Origin of the sequence: Eikenella sp. NML070372, assembly GCF_001648415.1 — a bacterium.
Taxonomy (GTDB): Bacteria; Pseudomonadota; Gammaproteobacteria; order Burkholderiales; family Neisseriaceae; genus Eikenella; species Eikenella exigua.
In genome coordinates, this window is sequence record NZ_LXSN01000004.1 from 200,169 (window position 1) to 224,868 (window position 24,700).

At 57.0% G+C, this 24,700-nt stretch carries 27 protein-coding genes; 17 read left to right on the top strand and 10 right to left on the bottom strand.

The window, feature by feature from the left end:
- Window positions 1-82: 82 nt before the first annotated feature.
- The 11 genes from A7P97_RS02760 (at window position 83) to hpnE (ending at window position 9,810) form a co-directional block, all read left to right on the top strand.
- Complete coding sequence (locus tag A7P97_RS02760; RefSeq protein ID WP_067526678.1) at window positions 83-439, top strand: hypothetical protein; 357 nt, start codon at window positions 83-85, stop codon at window positions 437-439.
- A gap of 5 nt (window positions 440-444) precedes the next feature.
- Window positions 445-876: a protein YgfX gene (locus tag A7P97_RS02765; RefSeq protein WP_067530297.1), complete on the top strand. Its 432-nt coding sequence runs from the start codon at window positions 445-447 to the stop codon at window positions 874-876.
- A gap of 74 nt (window positions 877-950) precedes the next feature.
- Window positions 951-1,355, top strand: a complete 405-nt coding sequence (locus tag A7P97_RS02770) for a DUF302 domain-containing protein (RefSeq protein ID WP_067530298.1) — start codon at window positions 951-953, stop codon at window positions 1,353-1,355.
- A 252-nt stretch (window positions 1,356-1,607) separates the two neighbouring features.
- On the top strand, window positions 1,608-2,915 hold the full coding sequence (folC, locus tag A7P97_RS02775) for a bifunctional tetrahydrofolate synthase/dihydrofolate synthase (protein ID WP_067530299.1): 1,308 nt from the start codon (window positions 1,608-1,610) through the stop codon (window positions 2,913-2,915).
- A 6-nt stretch (window positions 2,916-2,921) separates the two neighbouring features.
- A complete protein-coding gene (locus A7P97_RS02780) occupies window positions 2,922-4,001 on the top strand; it encodes an SPOR domain-containing protein (protein ID WP_067530300.1) in 1,080 nt (359 codons plus the stop codon).
- A complete protein-coding gene (locus A7P97_RS02785; RefSeq protein ID WP_067530301.1) occupies window positions 4,001-4,507 on the top strand; it encodes a CvpA family protein in 507 nt (168 codons plus the stop codon). The genes A7P97_RS02780 and A7P97_RS02785 overlap by 1 nt, the downstream gene beginning before the upstream one ends.
- A 4-nt stretch (window positions 4,508-4,511) precedes the next feature.
- Window positions 4,512-6,032: an amidophosphoribosyltransferase gene (gene purF / locus A7P97_RS02790; protein WP_067530302.1), complete on the top strand. Its 1,521-nt coding sequence runs from the start codon at window positions 4,512-4,514 to the stop codon at window positions 6,030-6,032.
- Window positions 6,033-6,249: 217 nt separating this feature from the next.
- Window positions 6,250-7,002, top strand: a complete 753-nt coding sequence (locus A7P97_RS02795; protein WP_082887576.1) for an alpha/beta fold hydrolase — start codon at window positions 6,250-6,252, stop codon at window positions 7,000-7,002.
- An 83-nt stretch (window positions 7,003-7,085) separates the two neighbouring features.
- Window positions 7,086-7,676, top strand: a complete 591-nt coding sequence (locus A7P97_RS02800; protein ID WP_156497470.1) for a hypothetical protein — start codon at window positions 7,086-7,088, stop codon at window positions 7,674-7,676.
- Window positions 7,673-8,524, top strand: a complete 852-nt coding sequence (gene hpnD, locus A7P97_RS02805) for a presqualene diphosphate synthase HpnD (protein WP_067530305.1) — start codon at window positions 7,673-7,675, stop codon at window positions 8,522-8,524. Before A7P97_RS02800 ends, hpnD begins: the two co-directional genes overlap by 4 nt.
- Complete coding sequence (gene hpnE, locus A7P97_RS02810; protein WP_067530306.1) at window positions 8,521-9,810, top strand: hydroxysqualene dehydroxylase HpnE; 1,290 nt, start codon at window positions 8,521-8,523, stop codon at window positions 9,808-9,810. Before hpnD ends, hpnE begins: the two co-directional genes overlap by 4 nt.
- Window positions 9,811-10,283: 473 nt before the next feature.
- Here hpnE and plsY read toward each other — a convergent pair whose 3' ends face one another.
- Window positions 10,284-10,904 (bottom strand): glycerol-3-phosphate acyltransferase, encoded by a 621-nt coding sequence (plsY, locus tag A7P97_RS02815; RefSeq protein WP_369799513.1) that lies wholly within the window; start codon window positions 10,902-10,904, stop codon window positions 10,284-10,286.
- 57 nt (window positions 10,905-10,961) lie between these two features.
- Here plsY and folB point away from each other — a divergent pair, with 57 nt between their 5' ends.
- Entirely contained in the window at window positions 10,962-11,327 is a 366-nt protein-coding gene (gene folB / locus A7P97_RS02820; protein WP_067530307.1) for a dihydroneopterin aldolase, read from the top strand.
- 260 nt (window positions 11,328-11,587) lie between these two features.
- On the opposite strand, the gene A7P97_RS02825 is transcribed toward folB, so the two are convergent.
- From A7P97_RS02825 to A7P97_RS02840, 4 genes are all read right to left on the bottom strand, one after another.
- The gene (locus tag A7P97_RS02825; protein WP_064105784.1) at window positions 11,588-12,004 is read right to left on the bottom strand and encodes a YidB family protein; all 417 of its coding nucleotides are present in this window, start codon (window positions 12,002-12,004) and stop codon (window positions 11,588-11,590) included.
- A gap of 364 nt (window positions 12,005-12,368) precedes the next feature.
- Window positions 12,369-13,298 (bottom strand): MetQ/NlpA family ABC transporter substrate-binding protein, encoded by a 930-nt coding sequence (locus A7P97_RS02830; RefSeq protein WP_067530308.1) that lies wholly within the window; start codon window positions 13,296-13,298, stop codon window positions 12,369-12,371.
- A gap of 46 nt (window positions 13,299-13,344) precedes the next feature.
- Window positions 13,345-14,025 (bottom strand): methionine ABC transporter permease, encoded by a 681-nt coding sequence (locus tag A7P97_RS02835; protein ID WP_067530309.1) that lies wholly within the window; start codon window positions 14,023-14,025, stop codon window positions 13,345-13,347.
- Window position 14,026: 1 nt separating this feature from the next.
- Entirely contained in the window at window positions 14,027-14,764 is a 738-nt protein-coding gene (locus tag A7P97_RS02840; protein WP_067530310.1) for a methionine ABC transporter ATP-binding protein, read from the bottom strand.
- A gap of 298 nt (window positions 14,765-15,062) precedes the next feature.
- Here A7P97_RS02840 and eno point away from each other — a divergent pair, with 298 nt between their 5' ends.
- The 5 genes from eno to A7P97_RS02865 all read left to right on the top strand — a co-directional run bounded on the left by eno (window position 15,063) and on the right by A7P97_RS02865 (window position 19,051).
- Complete coding sequence (gene eno / locus A7P97_RS02845) at window positions 15,063-16,349, top strand: phosphopyruvate hydratase (protein WP_067530311.1); 1,287 nt, start codon at window positions 15,063-15,065, stop codon at window positions 16,347-16,349.
- 14 nt (window positions 16,350-16,363) lie between these two features.
- Window positions 16,364-16,672, top strand: coding sequence for a cell division protein FtsB (ftsB, locus tag A7P97_RS02850; protein WP_067530312.1), 309 nt, complete (start codon window positions 16,364-16,366; stop codon window positions 16,670-16,672).
- A gap of 95 nt (window positions 16,673-16,767) precedes the next feature.
- Window positions 16,768-17,034 carry a hypothetical protein gene (locus tag A7P97_RS02855; RefSeq protein ID WP_067530313.1) on the top strand — a complete coding sequence of 89 codons (267 nt, stop codon included), beginning with the start codon at window positions 16,768-16,770 and terminating at the stop codon, window positions 17,032-17,034.
- Between the two features lie 200 nt (window positions 17,035-17,234).
- On the top strand, window positions 17,235-18,107 hold the full coding sequence (locus A7P97_RS02860; protein ID WP_067530314.1) for a DMT family transporter: 873 nt from the start codon (window positions 17,235-17,237) through the stop codon (window positions 18,105-18,107).
- 65 nt (window positions 18,108-18,172) lie between these two features.
- The gene (locus A7P97_RS02865; protein WP_082887577.1) at window positions 18,173-19,051 is read left to right on the top strand and encodes a YicC/YloC family endoribonuclease; all 879 of its coding nucleotides are present in this window, start codon (window positions 18,173-18,175) and stop codon (window positions 19,049-19,051) included.
- Between the two features lie 53 nt (window positions 19,052-19,104).
- Here A7P97_RS02865 and A7P97_RS02870 read toward each other — a convergent pair whose 3' ends face one another.
- The 5 genes from A7P97_RS02870 to rarD all read right to left on the bottom strand — a co-directional run bounded on the left by A7P97_RS02870 (window position 19,105) and on the right by rarD (window position 24,423).
- Window positions 19,105-19,620, bottom strand: coding sequence for a hypothetical protein (locus A7P97_RS02870; RefSeq protein WP_067530316.1), 516 nt, complete (start codon window positions 19,618-19,620; stop codon window positions 19,105-19,107).
- Window positions 19,621-19,754: 134 nt separating this feature from the next.
- On the bottom strand, window positions 19,755-20,342 hold the full coding sequence (locus A7P97_RS09615) for a hypothetical protein (protein WP_197474162.1): 588 nt from the start codon (window positions 20,340-20,342) through the stop codon (window positions 19,755-19,757).
- 169 nt (window positions 20,343-20,511) lie between these two features.
- A complete protein-coding gene (gene gyrB, locus A7P97_RS02875) occupies window positions 20,512-22,911 on the bottom strand; it encodes a DNA topoisomerase (ATP-hydrolyzing) subunit B (protein WP_067596311.1) in 2,400 nt (799 codons plus the stop codon).
- Between the two features lie 81 nt (window positions 22,912-22,992).
- On the bottom strand, window positions 22,993-23,346 hold the full coding sequence (locus A7P97_RS02880; RefSeq protein ID WP_067530318.1) for a hypothetical protein: 354 nt from the start codon (window positions 23,344-23,346) through the stop codon (window positions 22,993-22,995).
- A gap of 174 nt (window positions 23,347-23,520) precedes the next feature.
- Window positions 23,521-24,423 carry an EamA family transporter RarD gene (gene rarD / locus A7P97_RS02885; protein WP_067530319.1) on the bottom strand — a complete coding sequence of 301 codons (903 nt, stop codon included), beginning with the start codon at window positions 24,421-24,423 and terminating at the stop codon, window positions 23,521-23,523.
- Window positions 24,424-24,700: the final 277 nt, after the last annotated feature.

Sequence of the window (24,700 nt, forward strand, 5' to 3'; positions counted from 1 at the left end):
TTTCGGAAAACCTGTTTCAGGTAGCCTGTAGTATCTGTTTAAGGGCTACCTGAAACCGCGAAAACCAACCCAAGGAAATACCATGTATTTTGTAGACCGCAGCGCCGTGGTGGTGAAGCCCACCGAAGCTTTCCTCGCCTGGCTCAAAAGCACTGGCGACGACCTGCCCGACCTCACCCTTGCCCAAATCCGCAGCAATTGCAGCGTATATTTGTTGGCGCAGGCCGATACGCCCGAAGAGAGCGCCGGCCTGTTCGGCGAACGCTGGCGCGAGGTGTTCAGCGGCGAGATTGCTTCGTGGGAAGTGCCGCAGGAGCAATGGCCGGAGCTCACGCCCGAGCTGTTTGCCCGCTTTTTCGACCTCGAATTCCACGACATGGTGCTGGACACGGATGACGACGACATCCGCGTCAGCCCTGTGGTGGACAACATGATGTAGCCGCCGTGCAGCCTTTTCAGGTAGCCTTTCGGCCTTCGCGGTTGCAGCGTGTGCTGCAGTTGGCCGCATGGGTGTGGCTGGCCGTTATCTGGCTGCTGTATTTCGCCGGTTGGCTGCGCCTGCTCGGCCTCGCGTTCACCGCCTTTGCCGCTTGGTATGCCCTACGCCGGCCATTGCTAATCGGCAGCCTCACAGTGGGCAGCGGCAGCGAGGCCGTGCTGTTTTTGCAGCCTCAGCAAATCGCCGTGGCGGCCACCCTGCGCGGCGGCGTGGTGCTGCCGTGGCTGCAACTTTTGCACTGGCAAACCGACGGCGGCCGGCAGATTTACCAAGCCGTTTGGCCGGATTCCGCCGATGCCGAAGGCCTGCGCCGCCTGCGCGTGTGGGCGCGTTGGGGGCAGGCGCGGAAGAAACGGAGCAAGCCGGTGGATAGGTAGGACTTCCGCTGACAACGACTGTGTCAACGCGGCATATTCTATTGGCTTTTTCATTGCACACAGGACTCAACCCTATGACCAATCCCAACCACCTTATCCTGCCCAGCCGTTTGGGTATTGCCGAAACGCTGGCCGTGTTGAAACAGGCTTTTGCCGCCAAGCAGATTACCCTGTTTGCCGAAATCCCGCATTCCGCGCTGGCCGCCGAACACGGTCTGCCGCTGGCGCCCGTCAGCCTGCTGATTGTCGGCCACCCGGCCAAAGGCACGCCGCTGATGCAGGCCGATTTGCTGCTGGCCGCCGAGCTGCCGCTGAAAGTGTTGGTGTACGAGCAAAACGGCCGTGTGCAGGTGCTGTACCGCCGTGTGTTGCCGCTGGTTGAGGGGCGCGGTTTGGATGCGGCCGAAACTGCCGCCGCGCAAATCGATGCCGCCACGGGTGCACTGATTGCCGCCGCGCTGGAGAGTGTGCCGGGCTGAATTCTGCTGCGGTATAATGTGGCGGCAAAAGGCTACCTGAAAAGGTTTAACCGTTTTCAGGTAGCCTTTATCAGTTAAAGCAGGCTACCTGAAAGCGCCGCTCAAAACCCGGGCCAGCAAGCGCTTGGCACGGTAATGCAGACCGACACCGTTATTTTCAGCTAGCCTTCGCCAAGCCGCCCGTACCGGCATACAGGCTACCTGAAAACCAGTTTGGCATTTTCAGGTAGCCCCTCAAACAAGGTTGAACAAATGAAAACACTCTCCCAATGGCTCGCCCACCTCGAAACCGCCTACACCGGCGGCACCGCCCACAGCCACGGCAGCATTGATTTGGGCTTGGAGCGCGTGCGCGCGGTGAAAGAGCGGATGGGTTTGCAGCCGCAGTGCCCTGTGATCGTGGTGGCCGGCACCAACGGCAAAGGCTCGGTGTGCGCCTTTTTGGAAAGCATCTACCGCGCCGCCGGGTTCAAAACCGGCATGTTCACCAGCCCGCACATCCTGCGCTACAACGAGCGCATCTGCGTAAACGGCCAGCCCGCTGCCGATGAAACTATTGCCGCCTCTTTCGAGCGCATCGAAGCCGCACGCGGCGATACCGCGCTTACTTATTTCGAGTTCAACACCTTGGCGGCCGTGGATATTTTCCGGCGCGCCGAAACCGATGTGATGATTTTGGAAGTCGGGCTCGGCGGCCGGCTGGACGCGGTGAATATTTTTGACGGCGACGTAGCGGTGGTAACGTCGGTGGATTTGGATCACCAAGCCTTTTTGGGCGACACGGTGGAGCAGGTGGCCTTTGAAAAAGCGGGCGTATTCCGCGCGGGCAAACCTGCTATCTGCGCCCAAAACCCGCCGCCCGAATCGCTGCGCCGCCACGCCGAAGCCATCGGCGCCGACCTTTTGCTGGCCGGACGAGATTTCGGCTTCAGCAAGCTGGAGCAGCAACAATGGTCGTTTCACTTTCATCCCGAGCGCAGCCGCCTGTTTTCAGGTAGCCGCAACCGCAACGCACTGCCTTTTCCCGCCCTGCGCGGCGGCTACCAGCTGGGTAATGCCGCCTGCGCGCTGGCCGTGCTCGAATGCCTGAATGCGCGGCTGCCGGTGGATATCGGCGCCATCAAACGCGGGTTGTTGCTGGTGAGCCACCCCGGCCGTTTTCAGGTGTTGCCCGGCTGCCCGCCCACTATTTTGGATGTCGGTCATAACCCGCATGCCGCCCGTGCCTTGCGCCGCAGCCTGATGGCTCTGCCGTTTGCCGAAAAACGGCTGGCGGTGTTCAGCATGTTGGCCGATAAAGATATCGACACTGTGGTTTCCCTGCTGCAAGACCAGTTTGACGAATGGCTGGTCGCCCCGCTACCACTGCCGCGCGGCCTCCCGGCGGAAGCATTGCGGCAGCATCTGGAAGCGGCGGGAGCGGCCAATGTGCGCTTGTTTGCCAGCGTGGGCGAGGCCTACCGTGCCGCCTTATCGGCGGCGGGGGAAAATGATAGAATTGTCGTATTTGGTTCGTTTCACACGGTGGCCGAAGTGATGGGCGCACCGCAACAGGAATAAGAAATTATGCCACCCCAATCCAACCCGAATTGGCGCCATCTGGAAGAATACGAGCAGATTAAGCGCAAAAACCGCCGCCGCTTGGTGGGCGCGCTGCTGCTCACCACGGTGGTGGCGCTGCTGCTGGCCAAAGTGATGGGCAGCAGCCAAAATACTGCCGCACCGGGCGAAATCACCGTGAGCGGCGGCAGCGAAACTGCGGCTTCCATGGTGGTGAAAACCCAGCCGTTGCCCGAGCCGGTGGCCGAAGTGCCGACCGGTGCTGATACTTCGGTGGAAATGCAGCCGCAGCCTGTGTCGGCACCGGTTGTTGAGCCGGAAGCAGTGGTTGTGGAGCCTGCTCCGCCTGCGCCGCAGCCCGTGCAGCCGGCCAAGCCGGTGGAGGCGCGCACCACGGTGTTGCCCAATCCGTTGGCCAACTCTGGAAACACGGCTAATCCGCAGCCGAGCCGCCCGGTTGCACCGCCGGTGCGGGCTGAAAGCAAGCCTGCGCCGCAGCCGCGTGTAGAAGCCAAGCCAGTGCCTGCCGAGCCGCGCGCGCAACAGGCAGAAAACAATAAACCGGCGGCTCAGCCGCAGGCTAAGCCTGCCGTGTCGGAAACCCCGCGCCGCGCCGAGGGCGTGAAACCACAAACGCCGGCCGCGCAGCCGAATGAGCGCCGTGCCGAAAGCAAACCGGCCGAACCGAAGCCGACCGAACAGAAACCAGCCGAGCGCCGCCGCCCAGCTGAACGCCGGCAGGAGCGTAAGCCAAACGGCAACCGCCTCTCGCCGGAAGATATTTTGAATAACCGCGCTGCCAACCATGTGGCCGGTAACGGCAAAGCTGCCGATAATCAAGCGGCGCAGACGGAGCGGCGCATGGTGATTCAGGTGGGTGCTTACACCACCGAAGAGCAGGCACGCGCCGTGCAAAAACGGCTGGCCGATGCGGGTGTGAGCGCCTATGTGGCGCCGCCGGCCAACAAAGGCGGTAACGCACTCTACCGCGTGCGCACCGGCTCATATCCCAACCGCCAGGCCGCCAGCCAGGCAATGGGCAAAATTAAATCGCAGGGGCTGGACGGCATCCTGCTGGAGCGCTGATGACTCTGTTTGATTATCTCGCGCTGCTGGTGATTGCGGCGTTTACCCTGATTTCGCTGTTTCGCGGCGTGGTGGCCGAATTGGTGGGCTTGGTTTCCTGGCTGGGCTCGCTGCTGGCGGCCAAGCTGCTTGCTCCATCAGTGGGCGACTGGCTTTCAGGTAGCCTCAAGCCGCATGCACTGGCGGTGGTAGCAGCGTTTATCGGTGTATTTCTGCTGGCGCGGCTACTGTTCCGACTACTGCAAACCTTGCTCACTTCGTCTGCCGGCGCGGCCGGGCTGGGCGGGGCAAACCGCCTGCTCGGTGGCGTGTTCGGCGCGGTGAAGGGGGTGCTGGCGGTCACGCTGGCGGTGCTGGCCTGCGCGTTTACCGATTTGCCAAAGAGCGAGGAATGGCAGCATTCGCAAACCGCATTTGTTTTCGAGGGCTTGGCCCAATTGGCCGTGCCGTATCTGCCGCCGTTTATGGCGGATCGTGTCGACTACCGGCAAGAGCCGGGGGAGTGAGTTTATGTGTGGCGTGTTGGGCATGGTGGCCTTTGAGCCGGTAAATCAGTTGCTGTATGACGGCTTACAGGTGTTGCAGCACCGTGGGCAGGATGCTGCCGGCATCGTAACCGCCGAGGGCGAGATGCTCCATATGCACAAAGACACCGGCATGGTGCGCGACGTGTTCCGCACACGCGATATGCGCAACCTAGTGGGCAACGCCGGCATCGCCCATGTGCGTTATCCCACCGCCGGCAATGCCGCCAGCAGCGCTGAAGCGCAGCCCTTTTATGTGAATTCGCCCTTCGGCATCGTGCTGGCACACAACGGCAATCTCACCAATACCGAAGAACTCAATGCCAATCTGTGCCGCCGCTACCTGCGCCACATCAACACCGGCTCAGATTCCGAAGTGTTGCTCAACGTATTGGCCAGCGAACTGCAGCACGTGATCGGCAGCCGCAGCAAGCTGGAAGTGGACGATGTGTTTGATGCTGTGGCCGCGCTCAACCGCCAAGTGCGCGGCGCATACGGCGTGGTGTCGCTGATTGCTGGCTACGGCATGCTCGCCTTCCGCGATCCGCACGGTATCCGCCCGCTGGTGTTGGGCAAATCCACCGACGAAGCGGGGCGCACCGCTTATATGGTGTCTTCCGAATCTATCGTTTTCCCCGGCCTGGGTTATGAATTGGTGCGTGATATCGCACCGGGCGAAGCCGTGTTTATCGGCTTTAACGGCGAGTTCCACAGCCGCCAATGCGCCGAAGCGCCGCGCCTTTTGCCCTGCCTGTTTGAATACGTGTATTTTGCCCGCCCCGATTCCGTGATGAACGGCGTATCGGTGTACCAAGCGCGGCTCGATATGGGCGTAACCCTGGCTGAAAAAGTGAAACGTAGCCTGCCAGTAGGAGAAATCGACGTGGTAATGCCCATACCGGATACCAGCCGCCCTAGTGCCTTGCAGCTGGCCATGCACCTGGGCAAGCCCTACCGCGAAGGCCTTATTAAAAACCGCTACATCGGCCGTACCTTCATTATGCCCGGCCAAGCCACGCGCAAAAAATCCGTGCGCCAGAAGCTCAATCCCATCGACAGCGAAGTTGCTGGCAAATCTGTGCTGCTGGTAGACGACTCCATCGTGCGCGGCACTACCAGCCGCGAGATTGTGGAAATGGTGCGTGCCGCCGGAGCACGGAAAGTGTATTTTGCCTCCGCCGCCCCCGAAGTGCGCTACCCCAATGTATATGGCATCGATATGCACACTCGCAACGAGCTGATTGCCAGTGGCCGCAACATCGAACAAATCGCCATCGAAATCTCCGCCGACGGCGTGGTGTTCCAAGATTTGGGCGACTTGGAGAACGTGGTACGAACACTCAATCCTGCCATCGAAGGTTTCGACAGCTCCTGCTTCAACGGCTGCTACGTGACCGGTGACATCGACGAAGGCTACCTGAAACACCTTGAACGTAAAAAAGACAGCAACACGGCCCCTGCCGGCCAGATGGAACACGGCATCCGTGTGGATTCGCTACGGGAATAGCAAATGGCGGAAGCCGGCTTTGAGGCCGGCTTCTTTGGTTTGGCGGGGTAGGGCAATTTCAGGTAGCCTTACCGGCAGATGAAAAGGCTACCTGAAAACCATGAATCTTTCGCGCAGAAACTTACTCAAACTGGCCGCAGCAATATTGTCGGTTTCCGCCTGCGACAAGCCGGACAATAGCCGCCATTCTTTCAACAAGCCAGACAAGGAAACTTCCATGCAATCCAAATTCATCAAACATCAAGGCGCGACGCTGCACTACCAAATCGGCGGCACGGAAACAGCTCCCGTTATCGTTCTGCTGCACGGCGGGTTCGGTTCGATTGCCGACTTTGCCCCGCTGCTGCCGCGTTTGCAGCAACACTACCGCGTGATTGCGATAGATACGCGCGGACACGGACGCTCCACGCTCGGCACAGCCGCGCTGACCTATGCCCAAGCCGCCGAAGATGCGCGCCAAATCCTGCGGCATGAAGGTGTGGAAAAATACAGCCTGTTCGGGTTCAGCGATGGCGGCACGACAGTCTACCGATTGGGTGCGGCAGACAAAAATATCGAGAAAATCATCACCGTGGGCGCGGAATGGCACAAAAAGCACTTGGACGGCGTGCGACCCATGTTTGAAACGATCAATCTTGATTTCGTAAAAGAAAACCTGCCCGAACAGCTCGCCGCCTATCAGGCAGCCAACCCCGAGCCTGATGCGGCAAAATGGGCGGCAGCGTTGAAAGCCATGTGGCTGGACGAGGGCGCGAGCGGCTATCCCAACGAAAACATCCGCCAAATCCAAGCCCCCGTGCTGGCGATACGCGGCGAAGCCGATTTCCTGTTTGCATTTGACGACTGGGCGGCATTGAAAACCGAATTGCCCGAAGTTCATTTGATGAATGTGCCGTTTGCCGCGCACGAAGCCATCAAAGAACAGCCTGAAATCGTTTGGGCGGCGGTGCGGGCGTTTCAGGTAGCCTGAAATACAAATGTATCTATATTTCATGTATGTGAGCTATAAGGCTACCTGAAAAATATCGGCCACGGCAAAATAGAAAATGGCACTTGGACTATTTAGACAGCCGGATGATTTCCCCGATAACTAAGGAATCCGACAGATGGATACCGCTTCCCCAACCCCCCTCGCCACGCCCTTTGGGTTTGACCATCCTGTGCCCGCTGCTGCTGGCGTACGGCATTGCTTGGCCGCTGCTGATGATTATTGCAATGAGCAATTTGGTTGATGGTTGGGAGATGTTTGAATGGGAGATGTTTGAATGGGAGATGCTTGAAGTGTACAGAATCAGCCCGAGAATCGTATTCATCCATTTCATCCTAGGGATTATTGAACCGTTTGCGGTGTCGTTTGGGATATTGTTATGCGCAGCGGGATTGTGGCATCGCCATAAATGGGCGCGTGTGGTATTTTTGTGTGGAGGCCTGCTGCATTTGGGGTGGTTGGTCGGCAGCCAGTTAATCGTTTGGGTGGAGAGGGGCATTTTTGGCTATACGATTTTCGGTAACAGGCCTTTCTTCATTCCATGGCTCGATATGCTCTGCTTCAGCACCGCCATCCTTTATCTTTACCTGCGCGTGCCGAAAACCTATTTCCGCGAAGCCGCCCCGACCACCATTATCAAAATTCAAAAATCATGACCCCCTACGACTACTGCCATCAAAAAGCCGAAGAGAGCGGCTCCAGTTTTCTGGCCGGCTTCCGCTTTCTGCCGCCGGAAAAACGCCGCGCCATGACTGTGCTGTATGCCTATTGCCGCGAGCTCGACGACGTGGCGGACGATTGTGCCGACCCGGCCGTGGCGGCGCAAACGCTGGCTTGGTGGCGGCAGGATGCGGCCAAGGTGTTTCACGGTGCGGCCTTGCCGGAGCATCCGGTCAATCAGGCCATGCGCGAAGTGGCGCCGGCCTACGGGCTACCTGAAAACGAATTGACTGCCGTGATTGACGGCGTGGAAATGGACTTAACCCCGGCGCGTTATGCCGATTTTGCCGCCTTGCAGCAATACTGCCAGCGCGTGGCCGGGGTGGTTGGGCGGCTGATTGCCCGCATCCTCGGTTTTCAAGATGCCGCCGTGCTGGATTATGCCGACAAAATGGGCTTGGCCCTGCAGCTCACCAACATCATCCGCGACGTGGGTGAAGATGCGGTGGCCGGGCGGATTTACCTGCCGGTGGAAGATTTGCAGCGCTTCAACGTGCCCGCCGCCGATTTGCTGCAACGCCGAAACAGCCAAGAGTTTGCCGAGCTGATGGCTTTTCAGGTAGCCCGTGCCCGCCAAACCTACCGCGAAGCCGTGGCCCTGCTGCCCGCTGCCGAGCGGCGCGGCCAAAAGGCCGGGCTGGTAATGGCCGCCATCTACTACGCGCTCTTAAACGAAATCGAGCGCGGCGGCGCGGCCAATGTGCTGCGCTACAAGCTGGCGATTCCGAAGCCGCGCAAGGCACGGATTGCCCTGAAAACCTGGCTCTTGGGGTTTAAGCCGTGAGCGCCGCGCCGCGTGTGGCGGTTATCGGCGGCGGCTGGGCCGGGCTCGCGGCGGCGGAAGCGCTGTGCGGCCGGGCGCAAATCACCCTGTTTGAGGCCGGGCGGCAGTACGGCGGCCGTGCCCGCGCGTTGGGCGGCGGCAGCGGTTTTGCCCATGCCGACAACGGCCAGCATATTTTGGTGGGCGCGTATCGGCAGGTGCTGGATGTGCTGGCGCGCTGCGGCGTGCGCGAAGAAGAGGCGTTTTTGCGCCTGCCGCTGCAATGGCATTTGGCCGACGGCCTGCAGTTTGCCGCCCGCCGCCTGGGTGCGCCGCTGCATTTGCTTTTCGGCGTGCTGGGCGCACGCGGCATCGGTTGGGGCGAGAAAACGGCGCTGCTGCGCCAGATGCGCGCTTTGCAGAGCCTGCGTTTGGCGGAAGACGTTCCTGTGGCCGTTTGGCTGCGGCAGCGGCAAGTGCCGCACCGTTTGCAGCAGCAGTTTTGGCAGCCTTTGGTGTGGGGTGCGATGAACACCGCTTTGGAGCAGGCTTCGCTGCAACGCCTGCAAAACGTGCTGCGCGACGGCGTGTGGGCGGAGCGCGCCGCCAGCGATTTCTTGCTGCCCAAGCAGGATTTGGGGCGGCTGTTTGCCGAGCCGGTGTGCCGCCGCCTAAAAAAATACGGCGCACAAATCCAGCTGGAAACGCGCGTGCCGCAGATCGGGCAAACGCTTTCAGGTAGCCTGTTGGTGAACGGCGAAGCCTTTGATGCCGCCGTGTTGGCCGTTGCGCCCTATCATGTGCCGTCCCTGCTGCCCGAGGCCGCCCCGCCCGAGATTGCCGCTGCGCTGGATGCCTTGGCCTACCACGCCATCACCACCGTGTATTTGCGTTATCCCGTTGCGCCCGGGCTGCCCGCGCCGATTACCGGCCTGGCCGAAGGCACGGCGCAATGGTTTGTCGACCGCGATGCGCTAGGCTTCGGGCGCGGCGAAGTATCCGCCGTGATTTCCCTGTCCGACCAATACGGCAAACTCAGCCGCGAAGAGTGGATCAGGCGCGTACAGCACGATTTGCGGCGCATCTGCCCGCACCTGCCTCGCCCCGCTGATGCTCAGGTCATCACCGAAAAACGCGCCACCGCCGCCAGCCGCATCGATAACCCTGTCATCCCCACTGCCTGGCTGCGCCATCAGCATATCTACCTCGCTGGCGACTACCTCCACCCGCGCTACCCCGCCACGCTGGAAGCCGCCGTGCAAAGCGGCCGGCAGGCTGCGGCTTTGCTGTTGAAAGATGCGGGGTGAGGAGAGGCCACCTGAAAGCAAAACTTCTAAGCAGCTGAAAGTAGGCTAAACTAGTTTTAGTTTTCAGGTAGCCTGCTCTGTGTATGCTCTGTTTACCCTTGCGCCTCCTGCCGGCGCGGGGCACTTCCTTTTCTTTGCTTCGCCAAAGAAAAGGAAGCAAAAGAAAGGCGACTGCGGGCACAGGGTTGGCTTCGCCAAACTTCCCTCACTCCACGTGGTTTTCCGGGCGGGCTCGCAACTTGCGGCTGCGCCGCTTCGAACATGCAAGCCCTATTCCCCGAAAAACCGCGCTCCGTTCGGCTGCGCCAGCAGAGAAAAGTACAGCCCAACCTTTGGTGCTAGAAAAACCTATATCTAGTTTTTCAGGAGCTTTAATTCGGTTGCGGATTGAATTGTTGGATATGGAGTTTTTGGCAGTAATTAAGAGGCTACCTGAAAATTTTCAGGTAGCCTCTATCAGGCGGCCAACGCTGCTATTTGCCCGAACCTATTTTGCTTTCCTTGCCGCTGAGCAGGTTTTGGATATTGCTGCGGTGGCGCAGCAGCACCAGCGCAGCAATCATGGCAATGGCCGCCTGCCAGGAAGGCTGTTGCACCAAGAACATGGCGGCCAGTGGGCTGATGACGGTGGCGGTTAGTGCGGCCAGTGAAGAAATTTTCAGCCCGAAGGCCATCATCAGCCACACCGTTGCGCAAATCAGTGCCACCGGCCACGACAAAGCCAGCAGCACGCCCAGCGCGGTGGCCACGCCCTTGCCGCCCTTGAAGCCGAAAAACAGCGGCCACATATGCCCCACCAGCACCGCCACTGCCACGGCGGCCACCACTTCGTCGGCCTGGCCGAAATGCGATTGCAGCCATCGAGCGAGCAGCACGGCCACCAAGCCTTTTAGCGCGTCGCCCAAGAGCGTGAGCGCGGCGGCTTTTTTGCGGCCGCTGCGTAAAACATTGGTGGCGCCTGGGTTGCCCGAGCCGTAGCTGCGCGGGTCGTCCAGCCCGTAGAATTTGGATACGATAACGGCAAACGAGAGCGAGCCGATTAAGTAGGCGGCGACCACGGCGGCCAAGCCCCACACAGACAAGATGTCAGCCATAAGATTTTTTCACATTCAAACAAACGAGCCGGATTCTATCACGAGGACAAGCACAGCATGGATACCGTTTTTCTGCACGGCCTAAAAGCCCAAACCCTAATCGGCGTTTTCGACTGGGAACGCCGCCAGCCGCAAACCGTGTTGCTGGATATCGACATCCGCGCCGATCTGAGTGCGGCGGAGAATAGTGACAACGTGGCCGATACGATCAGCTATGCCGAGGCGGCGGAGCTGGTAACGGCAGCCTTGGCCGGCCAGCAGTTTTTCCTGCTGGAAGCGCTGGCTGGCTATGTGGCGCAGCTGCTGCTCAAACATTTCCCTTCTTGCGAGGGCGTGCGGATTAAGGCGGTGAAACCCGGCATCCTGCCCGGCGTGGCATCTGTCGGCGTGGTGATGGAGCGGGGCAGGGCAGAGGCTACCTGAAAAGATATAGTGGATTAAAATCAGAATGCTATTGCGTTGGCTCGCCTTGCTGTACTAGTTGTACTGTCTGCGGCTCGCTGCCTTGTCCCCTTCTGATTTTAATCCGCTATAGCCAAAGTATTTTCCCCTCTGCTAAGAGAGCTAACACGATATGCAGTGCATTGCTTCAGCCATCTCGCCGTTTAAACTTCGCCTAAGCTGTGCTTTCAGGTAGCCTCACAAATAAAAAAAGCCGTCTGAACACTCAGACGGCTTTTGGTTTATTTCATAAAGTTTTTCAGCAGCATGGAAGCCACATCGTCCAGGCCGAAGCCGTCTGCATCTTGCGCACTGCCGTTTGGGGTGGCGTGGTCTACCAGGTTGGGCAGGATTTTGGCCAGCATCTCGCTTGCCTGGTTGGCATCCACGCCGAATTTCTGCGCCAGCTGGTTTACGGTATCGCTGCCCAGCGCTTGTTGCAGTTGGCTGCCGGACACGGGCATATTGCCGGACTGGTTGGAAACCCAGCTGCTGATGGCATCACCCAAGCCGCCTTGTTGCAGCTGGCTAATCAGGTTGCCCACGCCGCCGTGCTGTTTCACCAAATCCATCGCCATATCGGTGAGCGAGCCTTGGCCGCCGTCTTTGCCACCCAGCATTTGGCTGGCCGCATTCATCAGGTTGTCCATTAAAGTCATGATTTTTCCTTATGTTAGGGAGAAAAGGGGCGCAGTGTAGCAAAGTTTGGGTTACTCGGTGGCGGGCTTAACTAAATTTAGCGAACGGTATGGTAAAACCGCTTCATAGAGGGTGTTTGGCAAGACGGTTTGCAGACATAAAACGTGGCCCTACGGTTTTCAGGTAGCCTTCCATAGCGGGGCGGCAACCGATATTTGGAGGAGCCGGTTTTATGCCCGGCCGCGATATGGCGTAGGCTACCTGAAAACTGATGCCATTCCGCATTTCAGCCTCGCGGAAGAAGAGGCTTTCAGGTAGCCTTTTTCTCAATTAAAAACAGCCGCTTCAGGCTACCTGAAACGGCTGTGGTTTTATCCGCGTTGCTTATTTAGCGGCAGATGCGCCAGAGGCGGCTGCTGCAGAAGCGGCGGCTGCTGCAGAAGCGGCGGCTGCGCCTTCACCCCATACGGCAGGATATTTGTAGCCGACGAAGCGTTTGTGCGCGTATTCTTTGAATTCTTGGGAATTGTAGGCGGCGGTTACGTCTTGTACCCATTGTGCGTCTTTATCGGCAGTGCGCACGGCAGACCAGTTGATGTAGGCGAAGCTGGGCTCTTGTAACAGGGCTTCGGACAGTTTCATACCGGAAGACATAGCGTAGTTGCCGTTTACGATGGCGAAGTCTACGTCTTGGCGGCTACGCGGCAGGTTGGCGGCTTCCATTTCCACGAATTCGATATTTTTGGTGTTTTCAGCAATATCGGTGCGGGCGGTGCGCAACGGGTCGATACCTTCTTTCAGTTTAATCCAGCCCAGGTTGTCGAGCATCACCAAAGCGCGAGCGAGGTTAGACGGATCGTTGGGGATGGAAACAGAGCTGCCGTTTTTCACTTGATCCAGCGCGGTGAGTTTGCCGGGGTAGATACCCAAAGGAGCAGTCGGCACTTGGAATACTTCAGTCAGGTCGAGATTGTGCTCGGCCTTGAAGGAATCCAGATAGGGTTTGTGCTGGAAAATGTTGATGTCGATTGCGCCCTCGGCCAGTGCCTGGTTGGGGGTAACGTAGTCGGGGAATTCGGTAAGGGTAACGGTGTAGCCCTGTTTTTCCAGGATGGGCTGGATTTGGTCTTTAATCATGTCGGCAAAGTCGCCCGGGGTGGTGCCGAAGCGGATTTCCCGCTTGGCTTCGGCGGCGGGCTGGCTGCCGGCAGATGCGGCGGATGCTTGTGCACCGCTGCCGCTGTCTTGTCCGCCGCAGGCGGCCAGGGTCATGCCCAGCACGGCGGCGCAGGTGAGTTTCCATAATGCTTTCATTGAGTGTCTCCTTATACAATGGATAAACAGGTTGAGAAAAAACGGATTAGCGTTTGTCTAAACGGGCGGCTAAATGGTTGCCGAGCGTTTGGATGCAGACCACTAAGGCTGAAAGTAGGGCAACTACTGCCCACAACACATCAGCCATATAGCGCTGATGGCCGTAACGGATGCCGAGGTCGCCCACGCCGCCGCCGCCGATTAAGCCAGCTGCAGCACTGGTGCCCAGCGTGGCAATAATCAGGATGGCAATGCTGCGTACGAGGCCGGCACGGGCTTCGTTCAGTAAAACTTTGGTGATGATGGTCATGGGTTTGGCACCCATGGCCAGCGCGGCTTCCACCACACCTTTAGGCACTTCGGCCAAATTTTGCTCCACCAGCCGCGCAAAATAAAACATGGCGGCCACGCTGAGCGAAATAGAGGCGGCCACCGGGCCGAATGTGGTACCCATGATCATGCGGGTGGGTTTCATCATCACAATCATGAGGATGACGAAGGGGAAGGCGCGGATAAAGTCGATGGTGAAGCCTAAAATATGGTTCACGCGGCGGTTGGCAAAAATCTGATTTTTGCCGGTGGTGTAGAGCCATACTCCGAGCAGGCCACCGATGATGATGCTGACAATGCCGGAAATGCCGAGCATGATGGCGGTTTCGCCGAAGGCCTTGTAAAACTCCGGCCGCAGGTGCATCAGGTTTTCCCAAATATCGTATTGCTGCCCCATTTCAATCCTCCTGTACCAATTCACGCCCAATGTCGGTGTGCGCCAGAATCTGTTTGTCGCGTACGTCGGCCACTTCCAGCAAATGCCCTTGATGCAGCAGGGCGGTGCGGCGGCACAGGCGGCGGATTACGCTCATTTCATGGGTAACGATCACAATAGTTACGTTGAAACGGCGGTTGATGTCTTGCAGACAGTCGAGCACGCTGCGGGTGGTGGCCGGGTCGAGCGCGGAAGTGGGCTCGTCGGCCAGAATTACGTGGGGGTTGGGCGCGAGTGCGCGGGCGATGCCTACGCGCTGCTTCTGCCCGCCGGAAAGTTGGGCGGGATAGTGTTGCGCACGGTCGGAAAGGCCAACAATTTGCAAACATTCGCGCACACGCTCGTTGATTTTGCTTTTGTTCCAGCCGGCAATTTCCAGTGGGAAGGCCACGTTGCCGGCCACGGTACGGTTGGCGAGCAGGTTGAATTGCTGAAACACCATACCGATATTTTGGCGGGCGGTGCGCAGCCGGGCGGCATTCATGGCGGTGAGGTCTTGGCCATCGATCAGCACTTTGCCGCTGTCGGGTCGTTCCAAAAGGTTGATCAGGCGCAGCAGGGTGGATTTGCCCGCGCCGGAATAGCCCATCAGCCCGAACACCTCACCTTGGTCGATGCTCAGGCTTAAGGGATGCACGGCCATGAATCGGTTGCTTTTGCCGTGATGATAGCTTTTACAAACTGAGTCCAGAATAATCATGATGTTGTTGTATGGCCGCCTCACTCGGCGGCTGCAAAGATTTAAAGCCCACTGAATCAACAATGGGCTTAAAACAGAGGTGCGTGTTATAAATAGTACGCTTTAGCTGTTTTAACGCCCGCAAGCTGTATCAAATCGGCGTAAATAATGATGGCGTATTTAATGCCCAAATATGGGTTTTGTCAAGAGCGGCTGTTTGCCGGGCTGTATTTCAAGCTCGCCGGTTTCGGGTATAATCTTGCCATTTTGGCGGGTGAGCCGCCGTTTCTTCAGCCAACTAACTTTTGGAGCAGAGTGCATGAGCGCCATTATTGATATTTTCGCCCGCGAGATTCTCGATTCACGCGGCAATCCCACCGTAGAATGCGATGTGTTGCTGGAAAGCGGCGTGATGGGGCGCGCGGCTGTGCCCAGCGGCGCTTCCACCGGCCAGAAAGAAGCGCTGGAACTGCGCGACGGCGATGCCGCACGCTATTTGGGCAAAGGCGTGCTCAAAGCTGTAGAACATGTGAACAACGAAATCGCCCAAGCCATTATCGGCATTGACGCTTCCGAGCAGAACTATATCGACAAAGTGCTGGTGGAATTAGACGGCACGGACAACAAAGGCCGCCTCGGCGCTAATGCCACTTTGGCCGTATCTATGGCCGTGGCACGCGCTGCCGCCGAAGATGCCGGCCTGCCGCTCTACCGCTATTTGGGCGGTGCTGGGCCGATGGCGATGCCGGTGCCGATGATGAACGTGATCAACGGCGGCGAACACGCCAACAACAGCCTGGATATCCAGGAATTCATGATTATGCCGGTAGGCGCTGCCAGCTTCCGCGAGGCCTTGCGCTGCGGTGCGGAAGTGTTCCACCACTTGAAAAAAATCTGCCACGATAAAGGCTTTCCCACCACTGTGGGCGATGAAGGCGGTTTTGCCCCCAATTTGGGCAGCCACGCCGAAGCCTTGGATTTGATTTTGGAAGCCGTGAAAGCTGCTGGCTACGAAGCAGGCAAAGACGTGTTGCTCGCGCTCGATTGCGCCTCCAGCGAGTTTTATAAAGAAGGTAAATATCACCTCTCCGCCGAAGGCAAAGCGCTTTCCAGCGCCGAATTTGCCGATTATCTGGCCGATTTGGCCAACCGCTATCCGATTGTTTCGATTGAAGACGGCATGGACGAAAACGACCGCGAAGGCTGGAAACTGCTCACCAACAAGCTTGGCGGCAAAGTGCAGCTGGTGGGCGACGACTTGTTTGTTACCAACCCGAAAATCTTGGCCGAAGGCATTAAAGAAGGCATTGCCAACGCCCTGCTGGTGAAAGTGAACCAAATCGGCACCTTGAGCGAAACCTTGAAAGCCGTGGAGCTGGCTAAACGCAACCGCTACGCCAGCGTGATGAGTCACCGCTCCGGCGAAACCGAAGACAGCACCATCGCCGATTTGGCTGTGGCCGCCAACTGCATGCAGATTAAAACCGGTTCGCTTTCCCGCTCTGACCGCATGGCCAAATACAACCAGCTGCTGCGTATTGAAGAAGAGCTGGGCGAAGCTGCTTATTATCCCGGCCAAGCCGCGTTTTACCATTTGGCTCGTTAAAGGCTACCTGAAACATGAAATGGGTAACCGTGGTACTGGCCGTGGCGCTGGTGTGGTTGCAACATGATCTGTGGCTGGCCAAAGGCGGCTGGCGCGATATGTGGCGGCTGGAGGCTGAAGCCGAGCGCCAGCGGCAGGCCAACCAAGGCTTGGTGTTGCGCAATCAGGCTTTGGCAGCCGAAGTGGAAAACCTGCGCGCCGGGAAAGATGCCATTGCCGAAATTGCACGCACCGATTTGGGCTATGTGGGGCCGGGCGAAGTGTATTACCGCATTTTGCCCGCTTCCGAGGCGGCGGCAGAGAGTGAAACGGCTGCCGAATAATATGTTTCAATAGTTTTTCAGGTAGCCTGCTGTCTGCAAGGGGCTACCTGAAAATATTTCTGCCATAGCAAACAGAATATCAGCCACCGGCAATCATGGAGCTCCTAACTGTTTACCTAGACTTCTCCCTTGCCGCCCAATCCTCCGTTGCCAAGCAGCAAACCATCAATAAGATCAAGCAAAGTTTGCAGCCGTATCATTTTGAGACAGTAATGGAAGAAGGAAGGTTTGTAGTTAAACTGAGCACGCCCAACTGGCCGGATGGCGTGTTTCAACTGTTGGATTTCGCCCAACAGTTGGGACGGCATTTTCAGCAGCAAGATATGCATCAACGGCGCGGCTGCCGCAAGCATGATGTGTGAGAATCCGTCTAGTGTGCCCCGCATGCTGCAGCAGTACGAAGTATAGTGGGTTCACTTTAAACCAGTACTGCGTTGCCTCGCCGTACTATCTGTACTGTCTGCTGCTTCGTCTCCTTGTTCTGATTTTTGTTAATCCATCATTATAATGGATGTGGCATCATCACACTTCTGAGCATATTAATTTTGTTTTTTGGAATGTTATGAGCAATCTCTCTCTGCGCGGTGACCGCCTGGGCTCTGGTTGGATGGTGGTTTCTGCCGCCCTATTTGCCTTGATGGGCGCGTTTGCTAAAGCCGCCGGCAGCCGTTTCGGCTTCAGTTTCAACGAGCTGGTGTTTTGGCGCATGCTGTTTGGCCTCGTGGCTATTGGGTTGCCTGAATGGTGGCGCAACAAGCCCTTCCGCACGCCCTATTTGAAATCGCACCTCAACCGCAGCATTACCGGTTCAGTGGCGCTCCTGCTTTCGTTTTTCGCGCTCACCCGCCTGCCGCTGGCCACCGCTATCACGCTCAATTACACTTCTTCGCTGTTTTTGGCCTTGCTTTCCTTCATCTTCCTTAAGGAAAGAATTGCCCCGCGAATGCTGGCCGCGCTCTTGATGGGCTTCGGCGGCATCATCATTCTACTCCAGCCCACTATTGCCGCCGAGCAGCAGCTTGCCGGCCTCATCGGCCTGATTTCCGGCGTGTGTTCCGGCTGGGCGTATTTGCAGGTGCGCGAACTCTCGCAGTTGGGCGAACCGAGCTGGCGCGTGGTGTTTTACTTCTGCTGTGTGGCCACTGCCATGTCGGGCATATTGGCCTGCATCAACGGCTGGCGGCTGCCCACCGCCCAATCGCTGCCCTATCTGTTCGGCCTAGGTGCCGCCGGTACGCTCGGCCAGCTGGCGATGACCCGCGCCTACCAAGTGGGGCGCAAGCTCACGGTGGCTTCGCTGTCCTACCTTACGGTGGTGTTTTCCACCCTGCTGGGCATTTTCTGGTTGGGCGACAGCACCAGTTGGCACGAAATCATCGGTATGCTGGTTATTGTGTGCGCCGGCGTATTGGGCAGTTTTGCCAAAGGTAAATAAACGGGATTTGAGGCTACCTGAAAGCGAAGTTAACAATTTATCCAATGTATTTAAAGGAGAAAATTATGATCAACAGCATGACCGGTTTTGCCAACGGCAGTGCCGAACATGGCAGCAAACGCCTGTATATCGAACTGCGCGCGGTCAACCACCGCTATCTCGACATCCAATTCAAAATGCCTGAAGACCTGCGCCACCTCGAAGGGGCATTGCGCGAAGCCATGTCGGCCCACGCCGCGCGCGGCAAAATCGAATGCCGTATCCAGCTGCGGCATGGCGAGCAGGCTGGTGGCGAGCAAGAATTGCGGCTGAACAAAAAATTGGTTGCCCGACTGGCTAAAATCAACAATAAAATCTGTAAGAAACATCCTGGCATCCACTGTTTGGGCGTAGCCGACATCCTCGCTTTCCCCGGCGTGCTGTCCGCTCCGGCGGAAGAAACCGGCGATTTAGACGAAACCGTGCTGCAGCTCTTAAACGAAGTGTTGGCTGCCTTCAACCAAGCGCGCAGCCGCGAGGGTGAGCAGCTGCAACAGCACCTGCTGCAGCGTTTGCAGCAGATGGAGCAGATTCTGGACGCTTTGGCTGCAGCTTTCCCGCAGCTGCTGCAACAGCATATGGACAAAGTGCGCCAGCGGCTGCGCGAAGCCGTGGGCGACGTGGAAAACGACCGCCTGCAGCAAGAGTTTGCCTTGTTTATGCAGAAGGCAGACGTGGACGAAGAATTCAGCCGCCTGCGCACCCACATCGCCGAAGTGCGCCGCATCGTGAGCAGCCAGCCCAAAGGCAGCATCGGCAAACGCCTGGATTTCCTGATGCAGGAACTCAACCGCGAAGCCAACACGTTGGGCAGTAAATCCATTGCCGCCGAATGCACCCAGGCCTCGGTGGAGCTGAAAGTGCTCATCGAGCAGATGCGTGAGCAGGTGCAGAATATTGAGTGATGTTTGTGCAGACGAAGAAAGGCTACCTGAAATTTTCAGGTAGCCTTTTGGGTTTATACTGCGCCGGAGGCTTCGCTGGCGGTGGGGGTTGCGGAGGCAGCGGGGTTTTTCAGCCAGGCGGCGGTGTCTTTGGCGAGGGTGTCGGTTACGCGTTCGAGCACGGAGCAGGAGCTTTTAAACATGCCGCCCATGCCGCCGAGGGAGCGGCGTGAAAGCTCGGTGGTGGCGGGTTGCTGGCTGTTTTCGTAGCGGGTGAGGCGGATGTGCATGGATTTGTAGTGGCCGGTGAAGGCGCTGCCGTAGCTGCGGGCGTCGGTAATCTGTACTTCGAGGCGGTCGGGCTGCCCGGCGAGGCTGTCGGCACTGGTGGCCTGCAGTTCGATGCCGCCGGCTTTGGTTTGCTCGATGATTTTGCGGCTGAGGTTTGCGCCTAGATCGGTGCATTCTTGGCGGATGCGGTCGGCCACTTTGGCTTCGGGAGCGTAGGGGATGGTGTCGGCGATAAAGCTTTGGGCGTAGGTTTGGCCGGCGATGAGGAGGACGGCGATGGCGGTGAGGCGGCGGAACATGGGGTGTCCTTTCTGTGGTGGTTGATTTGGGAAATGGGGAATTTTAACGGTTGGGTAGCAGGTTTGGAACGGGGAGGGAAAAGGCTACCTGAAAATTTCAAGTAGCCTTTCCACCCTAAATAATTGATAGCGAGTTACTGAGGAGTATTGAAATTTCTAATGACTTTATATGTGATGCTCTGATTGTTTGCATCAATAATCTCTATCAGAGCACCTTTATAACCAATAGTTTTTGATTCGGTTAGGTCGTATTCTACGTCATTTGAAAAATCTGAACGTGCCATATTGTGGATAAATTCTCTATATCCAATTTTAACTCGATTGCCAATTTTCCCACTATAAATGAGGGTTTGTTGAAAGCTCCTGTCAGAAGGTACGACAATCTGTTTGATTGATGGTAGGGTAGTTATTTCAGAAGTAGGGCAAGATACTAAATTTAAGATAGTTATCAGGCAAACATCTTTATTGGGTTTCAGTAGTATAGAGACCACAGGATCAGCTAGGGCGCGTACAATAACTTGTTGTCCTTCTATACTGCTGGTTAAAAAATTTTGTCCTGCAGAGCTATCCCCTGTTTTTCGGTAGTTACCTGGTGGAATAGAGTATGCAAAATTAATTCTTGTTGCGGTACTAAATGATAGTACATCTGCTTTCGTGATAATGCCCTGTCTTAGCATTTCATCGCCAATATTTACGGTATTTTGGCTACCAATTGGTGGCAAGCTAATATTTTCAACATTAGGGGGTATAGTTATAAGAGGGAGCAGCGCAAGCGCATAGTATAAGGCTGGTGCAAATCAATAGCATATTATTTTCTAACATAAAATATCTCCTAAATTCAATCTAGTGCCGCAAGCGTCCAGATGCGTCTGTTTCAGGGATGATTCAATATTACGCATCAATGTTTTGCGCAATCAGGGCGTTGGTTTCGATGAACTCGCGGCGGGGTTCGACTTCGTCGCCCATCAGGGTAACGAATACTTTGTCGGCAGCGATGGCGTCTTCGATGCGTACTTTCAGGAGGCGGCGCACTTCCGGATCCATGGTGGTTTCCCACAGCTGTTCGGCATTCATCTCGCCCAGCCCTTTGTAGCGCTGGATGGCCATGCCTTTTTGCGCACCGGCGAGCAGGATGTCGATGGCCTGCTCGAAGCTGTTTACGGTTTGCGGCTCGGCTTCGCCTTTGTGGAGCAGGGCGCCGGGCTCAACCAGGCCTTTGAGCTGTTCGGCGGTGCGGCTAATGGTTTGGTAGGCTTTGCTGTCGATGAATTTCTGGTCGAGATAGGAAACCATCACGTTGCCGTGCAGCTGGCGGGTGATTTTGATGAAATGGCCGCCTTCGTGGCCGTCGAGTCGCTCCAGCGCCACTTCTTCTTTAGCCAACAGGGAGGAGAGGGCGGCAATGGCGGCATCAGTGCTTTCGGCACTTTCAAGCGAAATGGGGGCGGTGTCGAGCAGGGCGCGCAGCACGAGGCCGTCGATGATGCGGCTTTCCTGTTCGATGGTGCTGCGGGCGCGGAGGAACTGCTTGGCGGCGCGTTCCAGCTCGGCGCCTTCCAGCGTGCGGCCGCCGGAAACGATTTTGGCTTTGTCCACGGCGAGGCCGAGCAGGAATTCGTCTTTTTCCGTGTCGTCTTTCAGGTAGCGTTCCTGCTTGCCGTATTTGGCTTTATAAAGCGGGGGTTGGGCGATATAGATGTAGCCGCGTTCCACCAGCTCGGGCATTTGGCGGTAGAAGAAGGTTAAGAGCAGGGTGCGGATATGGGCGCCGTCCACGTCGGCATCGGTCATGATGATGATGCGGTGGTAGCGCAATTTTTCCAGATTGAATTCTTCTTTGCCGATGGAGGTGCCCAGCGCGGTAATCAAGGTGGCCACTTCTTGGCTGGCGAGCATTTTCTCGAAGCGGGCTTTTTCCACGTTGAGGATTTTGCCCTTCAGCGGCAGGATGGCTTGGAATTTTCGGTCGCGGCCTTGTTTGGCGGAGCCGCCGGCAGAATCGCCCTCCACCAGATAAAGCTCGGATAGGGCAGGGTCTTTTTCTTGACAGTCAGCCAGTTTACCGGGCAGGCCGAGGCCGTCCATCACGCCTTTGCGGCGGGTGATTTCGCGCGCTTTGCGGGCAGCTTCACGGGCGCGGGCGGCATCCACGATTTTGCTGCAAATGATTTTGGCATCTTGCGGATTTTCTTCCAAGAATTCGTGCAGGGCTTGGCTGAGCACTTCGTTCACCACAGGGGCGATTTCACTGGAAACCAGTTTGTCTTTGGTTTGGGAGGAGAATTTCGGGTCGGGCAGTTTCACGGAAAGCACGCACACCAAGCCTTCGCGCATATCGTCGCCGCTGGTATCCACCTTGGCTTTCTTAGCGATTTCGTTGGCTTCGATATATTGGTTGATGGTGCGCGTCATGGCGGCGCGTAGGGCGGTGAGGTGGGTGCCGCCGTCGCGCTGCGGGATGTTGTTGGTGAAGCATTGCACGGATTCTTGGTAGCTGTCGTTCCACTGCATGGCGCATTCCACCGTCATGCCGTCTCTTTCACCGAGGGTGTAGAAGATTTTGTCGTGCAAGGGTTTTTTGCCGCCGGTGGTGTAGTGGACGAAGCCGGCTACGCCGCCGGATTCGGCGAAGTTTTCGTGTTTGCCGTCGCGTTTGTCGAACAGTTCGATTTTCACGCCGTTGTTCAAAAAGGACAATTCGCGGATGCGCTTGGCCAGAGTTTCAAATTTATATTGCACTACGCCGAAGATTTCTTCGCTGGCCATGAATTGCACACGCGTGCCGTGTTTGTCGGCAGGGCAGTCAGCCACGGCTTTGAGCGGGGCAACGGTTTCGCCACGGCGGAATTCGACAAAATGCTCTTTGCCTTCGCGCCAGATGGTGAGTTTCAGCCAGTCGGAAAGCGCGTTCACCACACTCACGCCCACGCCGTGCAGACCGCCGGAGACTTTATAGCTGTTGTTGTCAAATTTGCCGCCCGCGTGCAGGATGGTCATGATCACTTCGGCGGCGGAGCGGCCTTCTTTGGGGTGGATGCCGGTGGGGATGCCGCGCCCGTTGTCTTCGATGGTGATGGATTCATCGGCGTTGATGGACACGGTGATGCTGTCGCAATGACCGGCCAGCGCTTCATCGATTGCGTTGTCGAGCACTTCGAACACCATGTGGTGCAGGCCGGAGCCGTCTTGAGTGTCGCCAATATACATGCCGGGGCGTTTGCGCACAGCCTCCAATCCTTCGAGGACTTGGATGCTGTCTGCGCTGTATTCTTGTTGGGTTTGTTCTGTCATGGTTGTTTTGCTGTGATTTGGAATGAGTTGAGGCTACCTGAAAAATGGCAGCGCAAATTAGGATGTTTAACTGGCAGCCAATTAGGTCAGCAGGGAGGCTTGGCCGACAATTTCACCGGTGGGCGTGCCGTGCACCACCACGGCGGTTTCTAGCCTAGCCATGAGTGCGGCGAATAATTTGTCTGCTTCAACGCGAGGCAGCCAAAGCTGGCGGAAGGCTTCGGCCTCGACGCCGCCAATGATGGTGATCATCAAGAGTTTGGCCTCTTGGCAGGGCATCAAAAGCTGGCTGGAAACGGCCTGCTGCACTTCGGCTACGAATGCCTCTGTTTCTGCTTCGTTGTTGATATTGCAGGCGATAAATAGGGCTGGGGTTTCTTGGCCGTTTTCGTTTTTCAGGATTTCGTAACTGATGTCGGCGATTTCGTTTGGCATGGGGTGGTGATGACAGGTATTGTTATATTGGGAAATGATGTGTGCTCAATGCGATTTCAGGCTACCTGAAACCTAACGCGCGATTATAACACATCTGTCCCGGCCGTTTTTGCCTGAAAAAGAACAGGCTTCCGCTTAGGAAGCCTGGTTTTCATTTCATTGAAGCAGATAGTTTCAGGTAGCCTGTTCTGCCTTTTCGCGGCGCATGGTTTGGATGCCGTGATACAGCATCACGATGATGCTCGCCCAAATCAGGCTGTGGCTCACCATGGCCACCCAGTCCAAGTGCTCTCCCAACACAAACACCGAGAGCAGAAACAGCAGCGCCGGCTCCAGATAGCTCAGCATGCCGAACAGCACCACCGGTAAAAGCTCGTTGGCTGTGAGGTTGACCTGCATCGATACTGCGCCGTTGAGTCCCAAGAGCACGGCAAATAAAAGCAAAATCGGCTTGGCCTCGATCATGGCCGGGCTGGGTGAATACATCACCAGATACCCAACCACGAAAGGCAGCGCCAAAATCAAATCCAGTAAGAGCCCGAGCAGCGGCGGCACGCCTTGCCAGCGGCGCATGATGTAATAAATCGGGAAGGTGGCGAACACGGCAATGGTTACCCAGGAAAACGTGCCACTGTTCCAGATTTCCAGTGCCACTGCCGCCGAAGCCAGCAGCACGGCAACCAGCTGCAATCGATCGAGCCGCTCGCGGAACACCATCACCCCGCCCAGCATCATCGCGAGCGGGAACAGGAAGTAGCCCATCGACACGTCCACGCCCTTGCCGTTTACCGGCGCCCACATATAAAGCCAAATCTGCCCGATCATAATCGGCGCGGGCAGCAGCACCAACGCCCAGCGGCGCACATTGCCGCCGATTTCGTGCAGGAATTTGGCCGCATCGTGTTTGGCCGAAGTGAGCAGCATAATGGAGAGCGCACAGGCAAACGTGCCCACGATACGCCAGGCAAACACATCCGTGCCGCTCATCGGCCGCATCCACGGGCCAAACATAAACAGCGAGCCGAACAGAATATTGGAGACCACGGCCGCAATAATCCCCTTGGCCATTCTCGACATATACAGCCTTCCAGAATTAAAGATAGTTAACATTATAAGCTTCATCGTGCCGCTTGGCACGTTTTAGCGGTTTTGCTTAAATAACCGTGGGAAAGGAGAAACAGGGCAATGATTTGCCTATTTGTGCCGTGGGTAAAGGCTACCTGAAAAATTCCGGTAATGGTTTGTGTGAAGTTGAGTTAATTAAGATGAAAAGGGTTTTGGGTTGAGTGCTAAGATGATTTTTCAGGTAGCCTTCTGCACACTGAAAGGCTACCTGAAAAAATGTTGGCTGCAT

Bases quoted from the DNA above. Each gene is read 5' to 3' on its own strand.
- A7P97_RS02760 (WP_067526678.1), top strand. From the start codon at position 83: ATGTATTTTGTAGACCGCAGCGCCGTGGTGGTGAAGCCCACCGAAGCT.
- A7P97_RS02770 (WP_067530298.1), top strand. From the start codon at position 951: ATGACCAATCCCAACCACCTTATCCTGCCCAGCCGTTTGGGTATTGCC.
- folC (WP_067530299.1), top strand. From the start codon at position 1,608: ATGAAAACACTCTCCCAATGGCTCGCCCACCTCGAAACCGCCTACACC.
- A7P97_RS02780 (WP_067530300.1), top strand. From the start codon at position 2,922: ATGCCACCCCAATCCAACCCGAATTGGCGCCATCTGGAAGAATACGAG.
- A7P97_RS02785 (WP_067530301.1), top strand. From the start codon at position 4,001: ATGACTCTGTTTGATTATCTCGCGCTGCTGGTGATTGCGGCGTTTACC.
- purF (WP_067530302.1), top strand. From the start codon at position 4,512: ATGTGTGGCGTGTTGGGCATGGTGGCCTTTGAGCCGGTAAATCAGTTG.
- A7P97_RS02795 (WP_082887576.1), top strand. From the start codon at position 6,250: ATGCAATCCAAATTCATCAAACATCAAGGCGCGACGCTGCACTACCAA.
- hpnD (WP_067530305.1), top strand. From the start codon at position 7,673: ATGACCCCCTACGACTACTGCCATCAAAAAGCCGAAGAGAGCGGCTCC.
- plsY (WP_369799513.1), bottom strand. From the start codon at position 10,904: ATGGCTGACATCTTGTCTGTGTGGGGCTTGGCCGCCGTGGTCGCCGCC.
- folB (WP_067530307.1), top strand. From the start codon at position 10,962: ATGGATACCGTTTTTCTGCACGGCCTAAAAGCCCAAACCCTAATCGGC.
- A7P97_RS02825 (WP_064105784.1), bottom strand. From the start codon at position 12,004: ATGACTTTAATGGACAACCTGATGAATGCGGCCAGCCAAATGCTGGGT.
- A7P97_RS02830 (WP_067530308.1), bottom strand. From the start codon at position 13,298: ATGAAAGCATTATGGAAACTCACCTGCGCCGCCGTGCTGGGCATGACC.
- A7P97_RS02835 (WP_067530309.1), bottom strand. From the start codon at position 14,025: ATGGGGCAGCAATACGATATTTGGGAAAACCTGATGCACCTGCGGCCG.
- A7P97_RS02840 (WP_067530310.1), bottom strand. From the start codon at position 14,764: ATGATTATTCTGGACTCAGTTTGTAAAAGCTATCATCACGGCAAAAGC.
- eno (WP_067530311.1), top strand. From the start codon at position 15,063: ATGAGCGCCATTATTGATATTTTCGCCCGCGAGATTCTCGATTCACGC.
- ftsB (WP_067530312.1), top strand. From the start codon at position 16,364: ATGAAATGGGTAACCGTGGTACTGGCCGTGGCGCTGGTGTGGTTGCAA.
- A7P97_RS02855 (WP_067530313.1), top strand. From the start codon at position 16,768: ATGGAGCTCCTAACTGTTTACCTAGACTTCTCCCTTGCCGCCCAATCC.
- A7P97_RS02860 (WP_067530314.1), top strand. From the start codon at position 17,235: ATGAGCAATCTCTCTCTGCGCGGTGACCGCCTGGGCTCTGGTTGGATG.
- A7P97_RS02865 (WP_082887577.1), top strand. From the start codon at position 18,173: ATGATCAACAGCATGACCGGTTTTGCCAACGGCAGTGCCGAACATGGC.
- A7P97_RS02870 (WP_067530316.1), bottom strand. From the start codon at position 19,620: ATGTTCCGCCGCCTCACCGCCATCGCCGTCCTCCTCATCGCCGGCCAA.
- gyrB (WP_067596311.1), bottom strand. From the start codon at position 22,911: ATGACAGAACAAACCCAACAAGAATACAGCGCAGACAGCATCCAAGTC.
- A7P97_RS02880 (WP_067530318.1), bottom strand. From the start codon at position 23,346: ATGCCAAACGAAATCGCCGACATCAGTTACGAAATCCTGAAAAACGAA.
- rarD (WP_067530319.1), bottom strand. From the start codon at position 24,423: ATGTCGAGAATGGCCAAGGGGATTATTGCGGCCGTGGTCTCCAATATT.